Here is a 15,280-nt window from a genome sequence, read left to right as displayed (position 1 = left end):
GGTGGGCGCGACGGGCGAGTCGGTGGCGATGGTGAGCGGTGTCGCAGATTACCTATTGGCTCGGACACAGATCGGCGATGGCGTAGCCGACGAGGTCGTCGGCCTGCTGGGCAGTGAGCCCGCGCGCACCCAAGCGGGTGTCCGACCGTTGGAGCGCCAGCGACTCGAGCTGGTCGGGAGTGGCGCCGTAGTAAGACACCTGCTGGCAAAGCTTCTGGCCGACCCGCAACAGAGCGGCATCGCCCCGCCAGCAAGAGTTGGGCGCCGACCGCGCCAAGGGTGATGGCTCGTCCGTAGCGTCCCACGGCGCATTCTCCTGTGCCCAAACGCCCGACAGGGAAGTTCGGCGACCGGATGAATGCCGCAGCAAAGGTTCAGCCGGGCCCCAATTGGGGTTACGTTAACGTGTCCGACTGGGAAACAGCTTCAAAACTCGTTGGAGGTGACTGGTGCCGACCGCCGTCCGACGACGGTGCGCACCGGAGGTGACCGGCCCGAAAGCCCCCGGTCTAGGGTGGGCGTCATGCGAGTAGGCGTGCTGGGAGCCAAGGGGAAAGTGGGCGCGACGATGGTCGCCGCGGTGCGGGATGCCGGGGACCTGGAGTTGTCCGCGGAGGTGGACGCGGGGGACCCGCTGAGCCTGCTGACCGACGGCAACACCGAGGCGGTCATCGACTTCACCCATCCCGACGTGGTGATGGACAACCTGGAGTTTCTGATCAGCAACGGGATTCACGCCGTGGTCGGCACGACCGGCTTCACCGCGGAGCGCCTCCAACGCGTGGAATCGTGGCTGACGGACTCACCGGGCACCGCCGTCCTGATCGCGCCGAACTTCGCGATCGGCGCGGTGCTCTCGATGCAGTTCGCCAAGCAGGCGGCGCGCTTCTTCGAATCGGTCGAGGTGATCGAGTTGCACCACCCGCACAAGGCCGACGCGCCGTCGGGCACCGCCGCCCGCACCGCGAAACTCATCGCCGAGGCCCGAAAGGGCATGCCGCCCAACCCCGACGCCACCAGCACCGGCCTTCCCGGCGCGCGTGGGGCCGACGTCGACGGCGTTCCGGTGCATTCGGTGCGCCTGGCCGGACTGGTCGCCCACCAGGAGATCCTGTTCGGCACCGAGGGGGAGACGCTGACCATCCGCCACGACAGCCTGGACCGCACCTCGTTCGTGCCGGGCGTGTTGCTGGCCGTGCGGCGCATCAAGGAACGCCCTGGCCTCACGGTGGGCCTCGAGCCGCTGCTCGACCTGCAATGAACCGAGCCCTGCGCACCCAGCTGCTGATCGGCTTCCTGTGCGTGGCGATGGTGGTCTACTTCGTGCTGTTGGGGCGCATGGCTTTTGGAATGATCGGTTCCGGCCGGCCCGCCGCCGTGGGGCTCGGTGGGGCCGTGCTGATCATGCCCGTCATCGGGGCGTGGGCGATGGTCGCCACCCTGCGAGCGGGATTCGCGCATCAAAGGCTGGCCCAGCTCATCGCCGAGGACGGCCTGGAGCTCGACACCAGTGCACTGCCGAGGCGCGCGTCGGGCCGCATCGAGCGCGACGCGGCCGACGCGCTGTTCGCTTCGGTGCGCGTGGAGGTGGAGACCCAACCCGACGACTGGCGACGCTGGTACCGGCTGGCCCGCGCCTACGACTACGCGGGGGACCGGCGCCGCGCGCGGGAGGCCATGAAGACGGCCGTTCAGATCCAGGCCGGCAAGTGAGCAAGACACTGCTGGTTGTCCACCACACGCCGTCACCGTCGACCCGCGAGCTCCTCGAGGCGGTGCTCGCCGGGGCCAACGATCCGGAAATCGATGGCGTGGAGGTGATTTCGCGTCCGGCGCTGGCCGCGACGCTGCCGGACATGCTCGACGCCGACGGCTATCTGTTCGGCACCACGGCGAACTTCGGCTACATGTCCGGGGCGCTCAAGCACTTCTTCGACACCGTCTACTACCCGAGCCTCGACCATGTGTCGGGCCGCCCCTACGGCGTGTGGGTGCATGGCAACAACGACACGGTCGGCGCGGCGGCCGCGGTCGGCAGGCTTGCGAGCGGGCTCTCGCTGAGCCAGGCCGCCGACGCGCTGGAGATCACCGGCGCCGTCGACGCGGAGGCGCGTGAACGGGCCTACGAGCTGGGCGGAACGCTGGCAGCGACGCTCATGCAGTGACGCTCACGCAACGACGATTCAGGCGGAGACCGGAATCTCGACCTCGAGCGTGGTGCCGCCGCCCGGCGGGCTGGCGATCCGCATGCGTCCGCCGAGCGCTTCGACACGGTCGATCAGGCCGATGAGGCCGGATCCGTTCCCGATGTCCGCCCCGCCGACGCCGTCGTCGCGAATCGACAGCAGCAGGTCCGGGCCCACGACCGCGTCGATGTCCAGACCCGAGGCGCGGGCGTGCCGTGTCGCGTTCGTCATCGCCTCGGCGACAACGTAATAGGCGGCAACGCCGACCGGCTCCGGGATCGGCCCATCCAGCTGCAGGCGAAGCGTAACCGGAATGGTGCAGCGCCGGGCGAGCGCGTTGAGCGCGGGCCCCAGGCCGCCTTTGGACAGGATCGCCGGATGAATGCCGCGGGCGAGCTCTTGGAGATCGCCGGACGCCGACGTCAGACCGGCCACCGCGTCCGAGATCTGTTCTCGCAGCGACCGGAGTTCCGCCGGCACCCCGGCCTCGACGGAACGCAGCTGCAGCGCAAGTGCGATGAGGCGCTGTTGTGCGCCGTCATGCAGGTCGCGCTCCAGTCGGCGCCGGGCGTCGTCGGCGGCCGCGACGATGCGCGCGCGCGACGCGGTGAGCGCGGCGTGGGCTTCGGCGTTGGCGATGGCGGTGGCGACAAGCTCGGTGAATTCACCGACCCGCTGCTCGGCGTCGGGCGGCAGCGGCCGGCTCGGACCCGACCCTGCGACCGCGACGCCCCACAGCCGGCCCTCGACGACGATCGGGGCGCCGGCGCCGGCGGTCAGCCCGAGGCGCCGGATCAGCGACGCCGCGGTCCCGGCCGCGGCGTCATGGGTGTCCAACCGGACCGGTCGACCGGTGGCGGCCACCATGGCGACAATGTTGTCACCGTCCAACGGCCACCGGCTCCCGACAGGCATGCGAGCCGACTGCCTGGGATCGTCCACGGCGGCGACGAGCGTCGCCGTTTCGTCGGCCTCGTAGCGCCAGAGCGACGCGTTGGCCACGCCGAGACACGTCGCCAGCTCGTGTGCGACCGCTGGGAAGACGTCAGACGCCGGAACCCCGCGCGCGACGAGGGTCGCGACCCGGCGTAGCGCGGCTTGCTGTTCGGCCAGGACGGTGAGCTCCTCGCGGCTCGCCTCGGCCTCCCGCGTGCGCGCTTCCGCGTCGGCGGCGCGCGTTCGCGCCAGGCGCGCCAAGGCGTGTGCGACCAGGGCCACCACCAGGAACACGGCAATGACCACCCAGTCCTGCAGTTCGGTGAATGAGCCGGGGGAATCGGGCCAGCCGCGGAAGTAGTCGTAGGCCAGGGCGCTGACCACCGCGGTGGCGGCCCCGAGCCCGGCACCCCAACCGGTGGCGACGATCAGGACCCCGATCAGATAGATGACGCCGAACGCGTTGCCCGGGGCAAAGGTCTTGAGCGCCAGCATCACAACGGTTTCTGCCGCGATGCAGCCGGCGGCCACGGCAAGCCCCAGCGGTATGGGCGATGGCACCGGCGGCAGCAACCTCGGTCCCAGGCGAGAGATCGTCCACTGCTTGGCTGCGGTCACCCGTCAGCGAGCCTCGAGAAAGGTGATCACCGCGCGCACGCGGCGGTGATCATCGGGGGTTTCGCGCAGGTCGAACTTCGTCATGATGCTGCGGACGTGTTTCTCGACGGTGCCCTCCGTCACCCATAGGCGCCGGGCGATCCCCGCGTTCGAGCGGCCCTCCGCCATCAGGGCGAGCACTTCCTTCTCCCGAGCGCTGAGCAACGCGAGCGGGTCGCTGCGCGTGCGCGCGCCCACCAACTCCTGCACCAGGGCCGGGTCAAGCACGTAGCCGCCGTCGGCGATGCGGCCAAGTGTCTCGAGGAATTCGTCGACGTCAGTGACCCGCGTCTTCAGCAGGTAGCCGACGCCGCGGTCGTTGGCCAACAGTTGCATCGCGTGCTCGACGTCGACGTGCGCCGACAAGATGACCAGCCCGACCTCCGGCATCTCGTCGCGGATGGTCATCGCCGCGTCGAGCCCGTCGGTGGTGTGCGTCGGCGGCATCCGGATATCGACGATCGCCAGCGTGGGCCTCTCGGTGCGGACCACCTCGAGGAGGGCGGCGGCGTCACCGGCCTGGCCCACCACCCGGTAACCCGAACGGTTCAGGAGGCTGGCCAGCCCCTCGCGCAGGAGGACGTCGTCGTCGGCGACGACGACGCGCATGTCCGCGTGCCCTGGCTGCACCTCGACGAGGATTCCTTTCGCGCGACCTACCGGCAGTGACCAGAGTAATTGCAGCTAGCCGGTATCCCCGCGGTGAGGGTGGCGGGGCTGCAAGACGGATGTCAGCGTCGACGACGCGGCATGTCTCCGGCGCGAGCCTGGATCCATGGAGACGACAAACCGATGACCAAGATAGCCCTTGGCGCGGCCATCGCCGTAAGCCTGCTCATCGGCGGAGCCGCTCCGGCCGCTGCCGACCCGAGCGCGTTCGGCACACTCGGCTGCAACTGCCGGACCGCCGCCGCGGGCGGCACCCCGGCACGGCAGGGCGTCGACCGGGGAATCGCCGACGGCCTCGCCGCGGTCGCCACACGGCCGCACTGAGAGCGGCCGCGAGCCACTCGAGGAGTCGCCGTCGACGGCGAAGCCCCCCTCGGGCATGATGGCGGAATCCTCGACCGCCTAGGACAGGAGGACCGGGCGTGCCTCCCGTGATCGAAATCCCGCGCGGCGACAACCCCTTTGCCACGACGGGCGTCTCGCGTAACGCCGCCGGTGTTCCGCGCTACGACACACTGCCGGACACGTTGCTGGACATGCTCGCCGAGCAGGTCGCGCGGCGGCCGGAGGCCGAGGCGGTGGTCGAGTTGGGCACCGGCCGATTGAGCTACCGCCAGCTGTGGGACCGCGCCGCCCGGGTCGCCGGCGGGCTGCGCGCCGGCGGTGTCAAACCGGGGGACCGGGTCGCGGTGCGGTACCCGGCGGGGATCGACTGGGTGCTGGCCTTCTGGGGCATCGTGATGGCCGGAAGCGTCGCGGTGGCGGTGAACACGCGGTCCGCGCGGCCCGAGGTCGAGTTCGTGCTCGACGACTCCGGTGCGCACGTGGACCTGGCCGCCGGCACGCCGCTGCCCGACGGAGCGCCGTACGTCGCCGAGGGCCTCGGCCGCGCCGACGTGGCCGCGCTGTTCTACACGTCGGGCACCACCGGCCACCCGAAGGGGGTGCCGACGACCCACGAGGCGTTCGTCACCAACACCGAGAATTCGGTGCGCTGCCTGGGAGTGCCCCGCGACCTGGGCGAGGGAATGCGCACCCTGATCTCGGTGCCGCTGTTCCACGTCACGGGCTGCAATACACAGCTTTTGGTGGCGGCCCGCGTCGGGGGAGCGTCGGTGATCATGCCCCAGCTCAACCTCGACGAGCTGATCGCCGCCATCCCGCAGGAACGGGTCTCCAACGTGGTGACCGTTCCCGCGGTCTATTCGCTACTGCTGCGGCACAAGGGCTTCCGGGACGCCGACGTGTCCGGGGTGCGCTGGGTCGGCTACGGCGGGGCGCCGATCGCCCCGTCGCTGGTGCGCTCGGTCAAGGAGGCTTTCCCGCATGCCACCGTCTTCAACGGCTACGGCATGACCGAGACCGCCTCGCTGATGACGGTGCTGCCCGACCGCGATGCGCTCGGACACGCCGACTCGGTCGGATTCGCCGTCCCATCGGTGGACCTCGGACTGATCCCGTTCGGCGACGACCGCACCGAGGGGGAACTCGTGGTGCGCGGCGCGAACGTCACCGCCGGTTACTGGAACCGCCCCGAGGCGACCGCAGCCACCATCGTGGACGGCTGGCTGCACACCGGCGATGTAGTGCGGGTGGACGGCGCCGGCCGGGTCCACATCATCGATCGGCTCAAGGACATCATCAACCGGGGCGGTGAAAATGTCTCGAGCGTCGAGGTGGAAGCCGTGCTGCTCGCGGCGCCCCACGTCGCCGACGCCTGCGTGCTGGCGGTTCCGGACGAGGTCATGGGTGAGAAGGTCGGTGCCGTATTGTTTGGCGGCGCCGACGAAGTCGACGTGACCGCCGTGCTCGACCACTGCCGCGAGCGGCTCGCCGACTTTAAGGTTCCGCAGTACGTCACGGTGGTCGACGCCGCGCTGCCCCGCAACGCTGGCGGCAAGCTGCTCAAGGGCAGGCTCCGCGACCAGGTGCAGTGGGGCGACCCGCTCCCATGAGCTCGACCCTGCTGATCGCCAACCGCGGCGAGATCGCGCTCCGAATCATCCGCACCGCAACAGAATTGGGCTTGCCGACCGTCGCCGTCTACGCCGAGGACGACGCCGATAGCCCCCACGTGCACGTGGCCGACGAGGCCATCGGTCTGCCCGCCGCCGGCCCCAGGGCCTACCTCGACCCGGCGGCGCTGTTGGCGGCGGCCGAAAAGTCCGGCGCTGAACTCATCCACCCCGGCTACGGATTCCTCAGCGAGGACGCCGCGTTCGCCCGCGCGTGCTTCGCCGCCGGTCGCACCTTCGTGGGGCCGAACGCCGACGTGCTCGACATGCTCGGCAACAAGTCCGCGGCCCGCGCCGCGGCGGTCGCCGCCGGCCTCCCGGTGCTGCCCGCGACCGAAGGCCCGAGCTCGGCCGCCGACGTCGAGGCGTTCCTCGCCGCCCAGAGCGGGCCCATCATGATCAAGGCGCTCGCCGGCGGCGGTGGCCGCGGCATGCGGAAGGTGGTGAGCGCGGAGCAGATCGACACGGCATACCGGCAGTGCGCCGCAGAGGCCCAGCTCGGCTTCGGCGACCCGGCGCTGTTCGCCGAGGCTGTCCTCGACGCCGCGCGGCACATCGAAGTGCAGGTGGTCGCCGCCCCGGCGGGACACCAGACGCACGCGCTGGCCCTGGGCGACCGCGACTGCAGCATCCAGCGGCGATACCAGAAGCTCGTCGAGATCGCTCCCGCGCAAGGGCTTTCGGACAAATTGCGCCGAGAGCTGCACCAGGCCGCCGCACGGCTGTGCGCCCGCGTCGGCCTGCGCGGTCTGGCCACCGTCGAATTCCTGGTGTCCGGAGAGAAATTCGTCTTCCTCGAGGTCAATCCGCGGATCCAGGTCGAGCACACCGTCACCGAGGAGACCACCGGCACAGACCTGGTGGCCGTTCAACTGGCCATCGCCCGGGGCGCGTCCTACTACCAGCTCGGCCTGCCAGCGGGAACCGCGTCCGACGGAACCGAGGTCATCGGCGAGCCGGCGGCGCACCGGGGCATCGCGATTCAGGCCCGGGTCAACGCCGAGACCCTCGGCGCCGACGGGACCGTCGCGCCCGCCGCGGGCACCCTGACGGTGTTCTCGCCGCCGACCGGCCCCGGCGTGCGGGTGGACACCTACGGCCGAACGGGCCTGGCCCCCAACCCGCTGTACGACTCGCTGCTGGCCAAGGTGATCACCCATGTGCGCGGCGGGTCGTTCCCTGCGGCGCTGCGCAAGGCGCGGACCGCCCTGCGTGAGTTCGGCATCGAAGGGGTCGGCACCAACATCGCGTTCCTGCGAGAGTTGCTGAGCGCCGGCGAGGTCGAGTCGGGCTGGGTCACGACCGACTTCCTGGACGGGCAGATCGCCGAGCTGGCCGGGACGGCGTTGTCCCACCAGCGGGAGACGCATGTGGCGGCGGTCGAGCTGTATCCGGGCGAGGAAGCGCTGCGCGCGCACCTGGCCGGCACCGTGGTCGAGGTGGCGGCCGAGGGAACCGAGTTCGGCGCCGGCGCCCCACTCGTGGTCCTCGAGGCGATGAAGATGCAGCACGTGCTGGCGGCGCCGGACGCGCTGCGGACGGTCCGCCGCCTGGTTGCGGTGGGCCAGGTCGTCGGCACGGGCGACCCGCTGCTGGTCTTCGCCCGCACCGGCGCCGACGCCGACGGCGGACCGCACTCCGCCGCGACGGATCTCGACCGGCCCCGCGCCGACCTCGACGAAGTGCGGGAGCGCCACCTGCGCACCCTCGACGAGGGCCGTGGCGCCGCCGTGACGAAGCGGCACGGGCAGGGCCGGCGCACCGCCCGGGAGAACATCGCCGACCTGATCGACGCTGGCAGCCTCGTCGAGTACGGCGCGCTGGCCATCGCCGCGCAACGCAGCCGCCGCTCCGAAGACGACCTGATCGCCAACACTCCGGCCGACGGCCTGGTCGCGGGCCTGGCCACCATCGGCGCCGAGCGGTTCGGGCGTGCCGCCGCCGAGACGGTCGTGGTGTCCTACGACTACACCGTGCTGGCCGGAACCCAGGGCATGCGCAACCATGCCAAGACCGACCGGGTCTTCGATCTGGCGGCCCGAAAGCGCGTGCCGGTGGTGCTGTTCGCCGAGGGTGGGGGCGGCCGGCCCGGGGACACCGACGTCGGCGGGGCGGCCGGGCTCGACGTGCCGACCTTCCGCATGCTGGCCGGCCTGCGCGGCGAGGTCCCCCTCGTGGCGGTGGTCTCGGGCCGGTGTTTCGCCGGCAACGCCGCGCTGGCCGGGGTGTGCGACGTCATCATCGCGACGCCGGACGCCAACATCGGCATGGGTGGACCGGCGATGATCGAGGGCGGCGGCCTCGGGAAATACCCGCCGGAGGCCATCGGGCCCATCGACGTCCAGCGCCGCAACGGCGTGGTGAGCCTGGTTGCCCGCGACGAGGCGCACGCCGTCTCGCTGGCCAAGCGCTATCTCTCGTATTTCCAGGGCGCGCTCGACCACTGGGCGGCGCCCGACCCGCGAATTGCCCGACACGTGGTGCCGCAGAACAGGTTACGCGCGTACGACGTGCACCGGGCGATCGAGTCGATCGTCGACGTGGGGTCGGCCCTGGAACTGCGGCCCGATTACGGCGTCGGCATCGTCACGGCGCTGGTGCGCGTGGAGGGCCGCGCGTACGGGCTGATTGCCAACAGCACCCACCACCTGGGCGGCGCGATCGACGCCGAGGCCGCCGACAAGGCCGGCGACTTCCTCGCCCTGTGCGAGTCGTTTCGGCTGCCCGTGATCTCGCTGTGCGATACCCCAGGGTTCATGGTCGGGCCGGACGCGGAAAAGGACGCGGCGGTTCGGCGGTTCGGCCGGCTGTTCGTCCTGGGCGCCCAGCTGACCGTCCCGCTGGGCATGATCATCCTGCGCAAGGGCTACGGCCTCGGGGCGATGGCGATGGCCGGCGGGTCCTTCCGCGCGCCGCAGTTCACGGTCGCCTGGCCGACGGGAGAGATCGGCGGCATGGGCCTGGAAGGCGCCGTGCGGCTTGGATTCAGCAAGGAGCTGGCCGCCGTGGCCGACCCGTCCGAACGGCAGGACCTGTTCGACAAACTCGTCGCGGCGGCCTACGACCACGGCAAGGCGCTGCGCTCGGCCACCACGTTCGAACTCGACGACGTGATCGACCCGGCCGACTCCCGGACGTGGATCGCCAGGCTGCCCGGAGTCGGCGGGCCGAACTAGTCAGGCGTGGCCGGAGCCGCAGCCGACGCCGGGCAGGCAGCCCTGGCCGCCGGGAATGCCGCCGGGGCCGGCGTTCTGCCCGCCGGAGCCGCAGCCGACGCCCGGGATGCAGCCCTGGCCGCCGGGACCGCCGCCGGGCCCCTGGTTCTGGCCTCCCGAGCCGCAGTTGCCGTTGGGGTCGCAGCCCCCGCCGCCGGGATCGTCCTTGAAGACCACGTGCGTCGGCGCCGCGGTCGGGGCGCCGGTGAAGGCGACGGAACCGGTCACGGCCATCGGCGCGAGCGTTAGCGCCGCCGCGGCCGCCCCGCCCACCACCAGCCTTTTGATGAGGGTTAATTTCACTGACATGACGGTCGCATACCACGTGTACGCACGAGTAAACATCTCCGCATCGCGGCCACCGAAAGCAACGGAAGGCGCACGACGATGAACCCTCTGGACCTCACCGGCCGCACCGCGATCATCACCGGCGCCTCCCGCGGAATCGGGCTGGCGATCGCCCAGCAGCTGGCCGCCAGCGGCGCCGACGTGGTGCTCACCGCACGCAAGCAGGAGGCGGCCGACGAAGCGGCGGCGCAGGTGGGCGAGAAGGCGGTGGGAGTCGGCGCGCACGCGGTCGACGAGGACGCCGCCCGGCGCTGCGTGGACCTCACCCTCGAGCGGTTTGGCCGCGTCGACATCCTGGTCAACAATGCGGGCACCAACCCGGCCTACGGCCCGCTGATCGACCAGGACCACGCCCGCTTCACCAAGATCTTCGACGTCAACCTGTGGGCCCCGCTCCTGTGGACGTCGCTCGTCGTCAAGTCCTGGATGGGCCAGCACGGCGGGTCGGTGGTCAACACCGCTTCGATCGGTGGCATGCACCAGTCGCCGGCCATGGGGATGTACAACGCCACCAAGGCCGCACTGATCCACGTGACCAAGCAACTGGCGCTGGAACTTTCGCCGAAGGTCCGGGTCAACGCGATCGCCCCCGGCGTCGTGCGCACCAAGCTGGCCGAGGCGCTGTGGAAGGACCACGAGGATCCGCTGGCCTCGACGATCGCCCTCGGCCGCATCGGCGAGCCCATCGACGTGGCCAACGCGGTCGCCTTCCTGGTTTCCGACGCGGCGAGCTGGATCACCGGCGAGACGATGGTCATCGACGGCGGTCTCCTGCTGGGCCCGGCGCAGGGTTTCCAGGCTCGGGCGGACGGCGCGCAGTGAACACGGCCGACCTGGACGCCCGGGTCAAGGCGCTGCTCGACGAGCACGACCCCGCGACCACCGATCCGCGGGATTTCCTGGGCGCGCAATACGATGCGGGACTCGCCTGGGTGCACCTACCTGCCGGCTTCGGCGGGCTCGGCCTGCCGCGTGCCGCCCAGGAGGGCGTCGACGCGCAACTGGCCGCCGCGGGCGCGCCGGTGGGCGGCACCGTGAAGAACTTCATCGGGATGGGCATGGCGGCGCCGACCATCGCCGCCTTCGGCACCGACGAGCAGAAGCGAAGGTTTCTGCGCCCGCTGTTCACCGGCGAACACGTTTACTGTCAGTTGTTCAGCGAGCCGGGTGCGGGGTCCGACCTCGCCGGGGTGGCCACCCGGGCGGTCCGCGACGGTGACGAGTGGATCGTCAACGGCCAGAAGGTATGGACGTCGATGGCGCAGCACGCGCAGATGGCCATCCTGGTCGCCCGGACCGACCCGGCGGTGCCCAAACACGCCGGCCTGACGTACTTCCTCTGCGACATGACGCAGCCCGGTGTCGACGTCCGGCCGCTGCGCCAGATCACCGGCGAGGCGGAGTTCAACGAGGTGTTCCTCACCGACGTCCGCGTGCCCGACGCGAACCGGCTGGGGCCCGAGGGCGGCGGCTGGCGCGTCGCGACCACCACGCTCAACAACGAGCGCGTCGCGATCGGCGCCCGGACGGGCGCCCCGCGCGAAGGCGGCATAATCGGCAAGGTCGCCGAAGCGTGGCGGGACGACCCGCAACTCCGCGATCCCGCCATGCATGACGAGTTGATGCGCCTGTGGGTGGACGCAGAGGTGCTCCGGCTGGCCGGTGAGCGGCTGGCGCAGCAGGCCAGCGTCGGGCAGCCGGGCCCCGAGGGCGCCGGCATGAAGGTCGCGTTCGCCCGGCTGGCGCAGGCGGTTTCGGGCTTCGACATCGAGCTGCACGCCGAGTCCGGGCTGCGCTACGACGACTGGACGATGCGCAGGACCGAGGTCGTCGACCTGATCGGGCGCGAGCCCGGCTACCGGTATCTGCGGGCGCGCGGCAACTCGATCGAGGGCGGAACCTCGGAGATCCTGCGCAACACCATCTCCGAGCGGATCCTCGGCCTGCCGGGCGAACACCGCGTCGACAAGGACGTCGCCTGGAAGGACCTGAACCGATGACCGTTGGCGACCTGCTGTACTCCGACACCGAGGAAGCGCTGCGGGACAGCGTTTCTCAGCTGTTCGCCGACCGCTGCCCGCCGGAGTCGGTGCTGCGCGCCTACGACCCGGAGCCGCAGGACTTTTCGGCCGTCTGGCGAACGCTCGCCGCGGAGCTCGGCGTGGCGGGGCTGTTGGTTCCCGAGGAGCTCGGCGGCGCCGGTGCCGGCGCGCGCGAGGCTGCGGTCGTGATGGAGGAGATCGGCAGGGCCGTCGCGCCCGTGCCCTACCTGTCCAGCGCGGTCCTGGCCACGGTGGCGCTGCTGCACGCGGGTGACACCGAGACCGTGCCCGCGCTGGCGCGCGGGGAGCTGACCGCCGCGCTGGCGGTGCCGCTGTCCACCGCTCCCGACGCCCCCGTGCCGGCGGTGAGCGCCGGTGCGGACGGCCTGACCGGATCGGTCACCAGCGTCGCCGGCGCGCTCGAAGCCGACGTGCTGGTCGTGCCCGTCACCGGGCCCGACGGTCTCGAATTGCACACCGTCGCCCGCGCCGCGGTTGGTGTGCAGGTGATGCCGGTGGTCGCCCTGGACATGACGAGACCCCTTGCGGACGTGCGGTTTTCGGGAGTGACGTCAACGCGGGTGGGACCGGCCGAGGGGCCGATCGCCGCCGCGCTGGAGACGGGTGCGGCCCTGCTTGCGTCGGAGCAGCTCGGCGTGGCGCGATGGTGCCTCGATACGACGTTGTCGTACGTCAAGCAGCGCAAGCAGTTCGGCCGCCTGATCGGCTCGTACCAGGCGATCAAGCACCGGCTGGCCGACCTGTGGTTCGAGGTGGGCGCGGCCACCGCGGCCGCCCGGTACGCGGCGGACGCGTGCGCACGCGGGGACGACGCGGCCGTCGCCGCGGCCGTCGCCCAGGCCTACTGCAGCGGCGTCGCCGTGCACGCCGCCGAGGAATGCGTGCAGCTGCACGGCGGCATCGGCATGACGTGGGAATATCCGGCGCACCTGTACCTCAAGCGGGCCAAGAGCGACCAGCTCGCCCTCGGTACCGCCTACCGGCACCGCGCCAGGCTGGCTGAGCTGGTCGAACTTCCGGCCGACTAGCCGGGCGTGTCGGGCATGCGCGTGGTGTTGTCGACGTACGACTCGCGCGGCGGCGTGGAACCTTTGCTCGGGCTCGCGCTGGCACTGCGCGACCTCGGCGCCGAGGCCTGCGTGTGCGCGCCTCCCGACGAGGAGTTCGCGGACAGGCTGGCCGGTGTGGGCGTGCCGCTGGTGCCCACCGGGGAGCCGGTGCGCTCGGTGGTGTCCGGGCCGCCGCCGACGGAGGCCGAGCTGCGCGGGCACGTGGACGATGTGGTGGCCGCGCAATTCGAGACCGTCGCCGCCGCGGCGCGCGGATGTGACGCCCTCGTGGCGACCGGCCTGGTGTGGGTCGCGGCCGGGGTGCGGTCGGTGGCCCAGCAGCTGGGCGTCCGCTACGCGTACGCCAGCTACCATCCGACCTTCCTGCCATCACCCCACCACCCGCCGCCCACGCATCCGGGTTGGCCGTTCGCCGACAATCGCACGCTGTGGGAGTCCGACGCGCGCAACGTGAATGCGCTGTTCGCCGCGACGCTCAACCGCCACCGCGCGGCGTCGCACCTGCCGCCGGTGAACAACGTCCGTGACTACGCGTTCACCGATCGACCCTGGCTCGCGGCCGACCCGACCCTGGCCCCGTGGCACCGGCCGTCGGAGCTCGACGTCGTCCAGACCGGCGCGTGGCTCGCCCCGGACGAACGACTGCTCCCGGACGATCTGCTCGCGTTCCTGGACGCCGGGACACCGCCGGTCTACGTCGGCTTCGGCAGCATGACGCTGCGCGGCGCCGGGGACATCGGCAGGCTGGCCGTCGAGGCGGTCCGCGCGCGGGGGCGGCGCGTCCTCGTCGCACACGGGTGGGCCGGCCTGGGCCCGATCGACGACCGCGGCGACTGCTTCGCCGTCGGCGAGGTCAACCAGCAGGCGCTGTTCGCCAGGGTAGCCGCCGTCGTGCATCACGGCGGGGCGGGCACCACGACGACGGCGGCGCTGGCGGGCGCGCCCCAGGTGGTGATCCCGCAGGGGGCGGACCAGCTGTACTGGGCCGGCCGGGTGACCGAGCTCGGCATCGGCACCTGGTACGACGGGCGCACCGCGACCGTCCAGACGCTGTCGGCCGCACTCGAGGTGGCGCTGCATTCCGGCACGCGGGCGCGGGCGGCGGCCCTTGCGGGCGCGATCAGCACCGACGGGGCGGCCGTGGCGGCCCGGCTGCTGCTGGACGAGGCCGGCGGCCAGCAGCCGCCGCCGTCAGCGCGGTAGCGCCGCCGCGAAGACCTCCGTCATCGCCTGCCAATGCCGCTCCGCCGCGTCGGCGTCGTAGGGGCCGTTGTCTGGGACGGCAAACCCGTGGCCCGCCGAATACCACTCGATGGTGTGCGTCACCCCGGCCGCCGTCAGCGCCTTGTCCAGCCGCTCGGCGTGGTCGGCGGTGAACGACGCGTCGTTCTGGGCGCCGCCCACGTACACCGTCGCGCTGATCCGGTCGGCCAGCAGGTGCGGGCTGTCTTCGGTGTCGCTCACCAGGCCACCGCCGTGGAAGGACGCCGCCGCGGCCACCTGGTCCGGCAAACGCCCCGCCACCACCAGCGACGTCCGGCCGCCCATGCAATAGCCGCAGACGCCGAATCGGTGTCCCGAAACCTCGGGACGCCCGGCCAGGTAGTCGAAGAAGGCGCCGGCGTCGGTGGCCATCCTGTCCGGCGTGACGTCGCCGACCATCCCGAACAGCCGCTTGCGCTCCGGCGCGTCGCCGAAGACGGTCGCCATGTCGAAGGGGGCCCAGTCGCCGCTGCGGTAGTACACGTCGGGAAGCAGCACGGCGTAACCGAAACTCGCCAGCTTGGCGGCCATCTCGTCGAAAGTGTCACGGACGCCGCCGGCGTCGCAGTACATGACGACTCCCGGCCAGGGGCCGGTGCCGTCGGGGGTGAACAGCCGGACGGGACAGCGGCCGTCGGCGGTGGTGATCGTGTCGGTGATCTTCGGCATGGACTCCGTTCTACTCGTAACATTGGCGCGCCGCGTCGACCCGCCGGGCCCGGCTTCGCCGCGCTTGCGATCGACGGGAGCCGGTGGCGTCGACCCGCCGCGCCCGGCTTCGCCGCGCTTGCGATCGACGGGAGCCGGTGGCGTCGACCCGCCGCGCCCGGCTTCGCCGCGCTTGCGATCGACGCGGGC

15 protein-coding genes are annotated in these 15,280 nt (G+C 71.7%); 10 read left to right on the top strand and 5 right to left on the bottom strand.

Annotated features, from left to right (window positions below):
• Positions 1–52 precede the first annotated feature (52 nt).
• The gene (locus SKC42_RS07685) at positions 53–277 is read right to left on the bottom strand and encodes a DUF732 domain-containing protein (protein ID WP_442932035.1); all 225 of its coding nucleotides are present in this window, start codon (positions 275–277) and stop codon (positions 53–55) included.
• 246 nt (positions 278–523) lie between these two features.
• Between SKC42_RS07685 and dapB the strand changes: the two genes are divergently transcribed.
• The 3 genes from dapB to SKC42_RS07670 are packed head-to-tail and all read left to right on the top strand — an operon-like array spanning position 524 to position 2,165.
• Positions 524–1,261, top strand: a complete 738-nt coding sequence (dapB, locus tag SKC42_RS07680; RefSeq protein WP_330963707.1) for a 4-hydroxy-tetrahydrodipicolinate reductase — start codon at positions 524–526, stop codon at positions 1,259–1,261.
• The gene (locus SKC42_RS07675) at positions 1,258–1,713 is read left to right on the top strand and encodes a hypothetical protein (RefSeq protein WP_330963706.1); all 456 of its coding nucleotides are present in this window, start codon (positions 1,258–1,260) and stop codon (positions 1,711–1,713) included. Before dapB ends, SKC42_RS07675 begins: the two co-directional genes overlap by 4 nt.
• Positions 1,710–2,165, top strand: coding sequence for a flavodoxin family protein (locus SKC42_RS07670; protein WP_330963705.1), 456 nt, complete (start codon positions 1,710–1,712; stop codon positions 2,163–2,165). The genes SKC42_RS07675 and SKC42_RS07670 overlap by 4 nt, the downstream gene beginning before the upstream one ends.
• Positions 2,166–2,183: 18 nt before the next feature.
• On the opposite strand, the gene SKC42_RS07665 is transcribed toward SKC42_RS07670, so the two are convergent.
• Positions 2,184–3,740: a sensor histidine kinase gene (locus SKC42_RS07665; RefSeq protein WP_330963704.1), complete on the bottom strand. Its 1,557-nt coding sequence runs from the start codon at positions 3,738–3,740 to the stop codon at positions 2,184–2,186.
• A 3-nt stretch (positions 3,741–3,743) separates the two neighbouring features.
• Entirely contained in the window at positions 3,744–4,388 is a 645-nt protein-coding gene (locus SKC42_RS07660; protein ID WP_330963889.1) for a response regulator transcription factor, read from the bottom strand.
• Between the two features lie 183 nt (positions 4,389–4,571).
• Between SKC42_RS07660 and SKC42_RS07655 the strand changes: the two genes are divergently transcribed.
• The 3 genes from SKC42_RS07655 (at position 4,572) to SKC42_RS07645 (ending at position 9,639) form a co-directional block, all read left to right on the top strand.
• Positions 4,572–4,772 carry a hypothetical protein gene (locus tag SKC42_RS07655; protein WP_330963703.1) on the top strand — a complete coding sequence of 67 codons (201 nt, stop codon included), beginning with the start codon at positions 4,572–4,574 and terminating at the stop codon, positions 4,770–4,772.
• Between the two features lie 107 nt (positions 4,773–4,879).
• A complete protein-coding gene (locus tag SKC42_RS07650; RefSeq protein ID WP_330963888.1) occupies positions 4,880–6,403 on the top strand; it encodes a class I adenylate-forming enzyme family protein in 1,524 nt (507 codons plus the stop codon).
• Entirely contained in the window at positions 6,400–9,639 is a 3,240-nt protein-coding gene (locus SKC42_RS07645) for an acetyl-CoA carboxylase family protein (RefSeq protein WP_330963702.1), read from the top strand. Before SKC42_RS07650 ends, SKC42_RS07645 begins: the two co-directional genes overlap by 4 nt.
• Here SKC42_RS07645 and SKC42_RS07640 read toward each other — a convergent pair whose 3' ends face one another.
• Complete coding sequence (locus SKC42_RS07640; RefSeq protein ID WP_330963887.1) at positions 9,640–9,966, bottom strand: PE-PGRS family protein; 327 nt, start codon at positions 9,964–9,966, stop codon at positions 9,640–9,642.
• A gap of 99 nt (positions 9,967–10,065) precedes the next feature.
• Here SKC42_RS07640 and SKC42_RS07635 point away from each other — a divergent pair, with 99 nt between their 5' ends.
• Genes SKC42_RS07635 through SKC42_RS07620 form a run of 4 tightly spaced genes read left to right on the top strand, consistent with a single transcriptional unit; the run spans position 10,066 to position 14,362 of the window.
• On the top strand, positions 10,066–10,848 hold the full coding sequence (locus SKC42_RS07635) for an SDR family oxidoreductase (RefSeq protein ID WP_330963701.1): 783 nt from the start codon (positions 10,066–10,068) through the stop codon (positions 10,846–10,848).
• Complete coding sequence (locus tag SKC42_RS07630) at positions 10,845–12,026, top strand: acyl-CoA dehydrogenase family protein (RefSeq protein WP_330963700.1); 1,182 nt, start codon at positions 10,845–10,847, stop codon at positions 12,024–12,026. The genes SKC42_RS07635 and SKC42_RS07630 overlap by 4 nt, the downstream gene beginning before the upstream one ends.
• Positions 12,023–13,117 carry an acyl-CoA dehydrogenase family protein gene (locus SKC42_RS07625; protein WP_330963699.1) on the top strand — a complete coding sequence of 365 codons (1,095 nt, stop codon included), beginning with the start codon at positions 12,023–12,025 and terminating at the stop codon, positions 13,115–13,117. The genes SKC42_RS07630 and SKC42_RS07625 overlap by 4 nt, the downstream gene beginning before the upstream one ends.
• Positions 13,118–13,132: 15 nt before the next feature.
• The gene (locus SKC42_RS07620; RefSeq protein ID WP_330963886.1) at positions 13,133–14,362 is read left to right on the top strand and encodes a glycosyltransferase; all 1,230 of its coding nucleotides are present in this window, start codon (positions 13,133–13,135) and stop codon (positions 14,360–14,362) included.
• On the opposite strand, the gene SKC42_RS07615 is transcribed toward SKC42_RS07620, so the two are convergent.
• A complete protein-coding gene (locus tag SKC42_RS07615; protein WP_330963698.1) occupies positions 14,351–15,091 on the bottom strand; it encodes a dienelactone hydrolase family protein in 741 nt (246 codons plus the stop codon). The genes SKC42_RS07620 and SKC42_RS07615 overlap by 12 nt on opposite strands.
• Between the last annotated feature and the right edge of the window lie 189 nt (positions 15,092–15,280).

This window comes from Mycobacterium sp. 050134, assembly GCF_036409085.1.
Classification (GTDB): Bacteria; Actinomycetota; Actinomycetes; order Mycobacteriales; family Mycobacteriaceae; genus Mycobacterium.
This window is presented reverse-complemented; position numbering and strand designations above follow the sequence as displayed.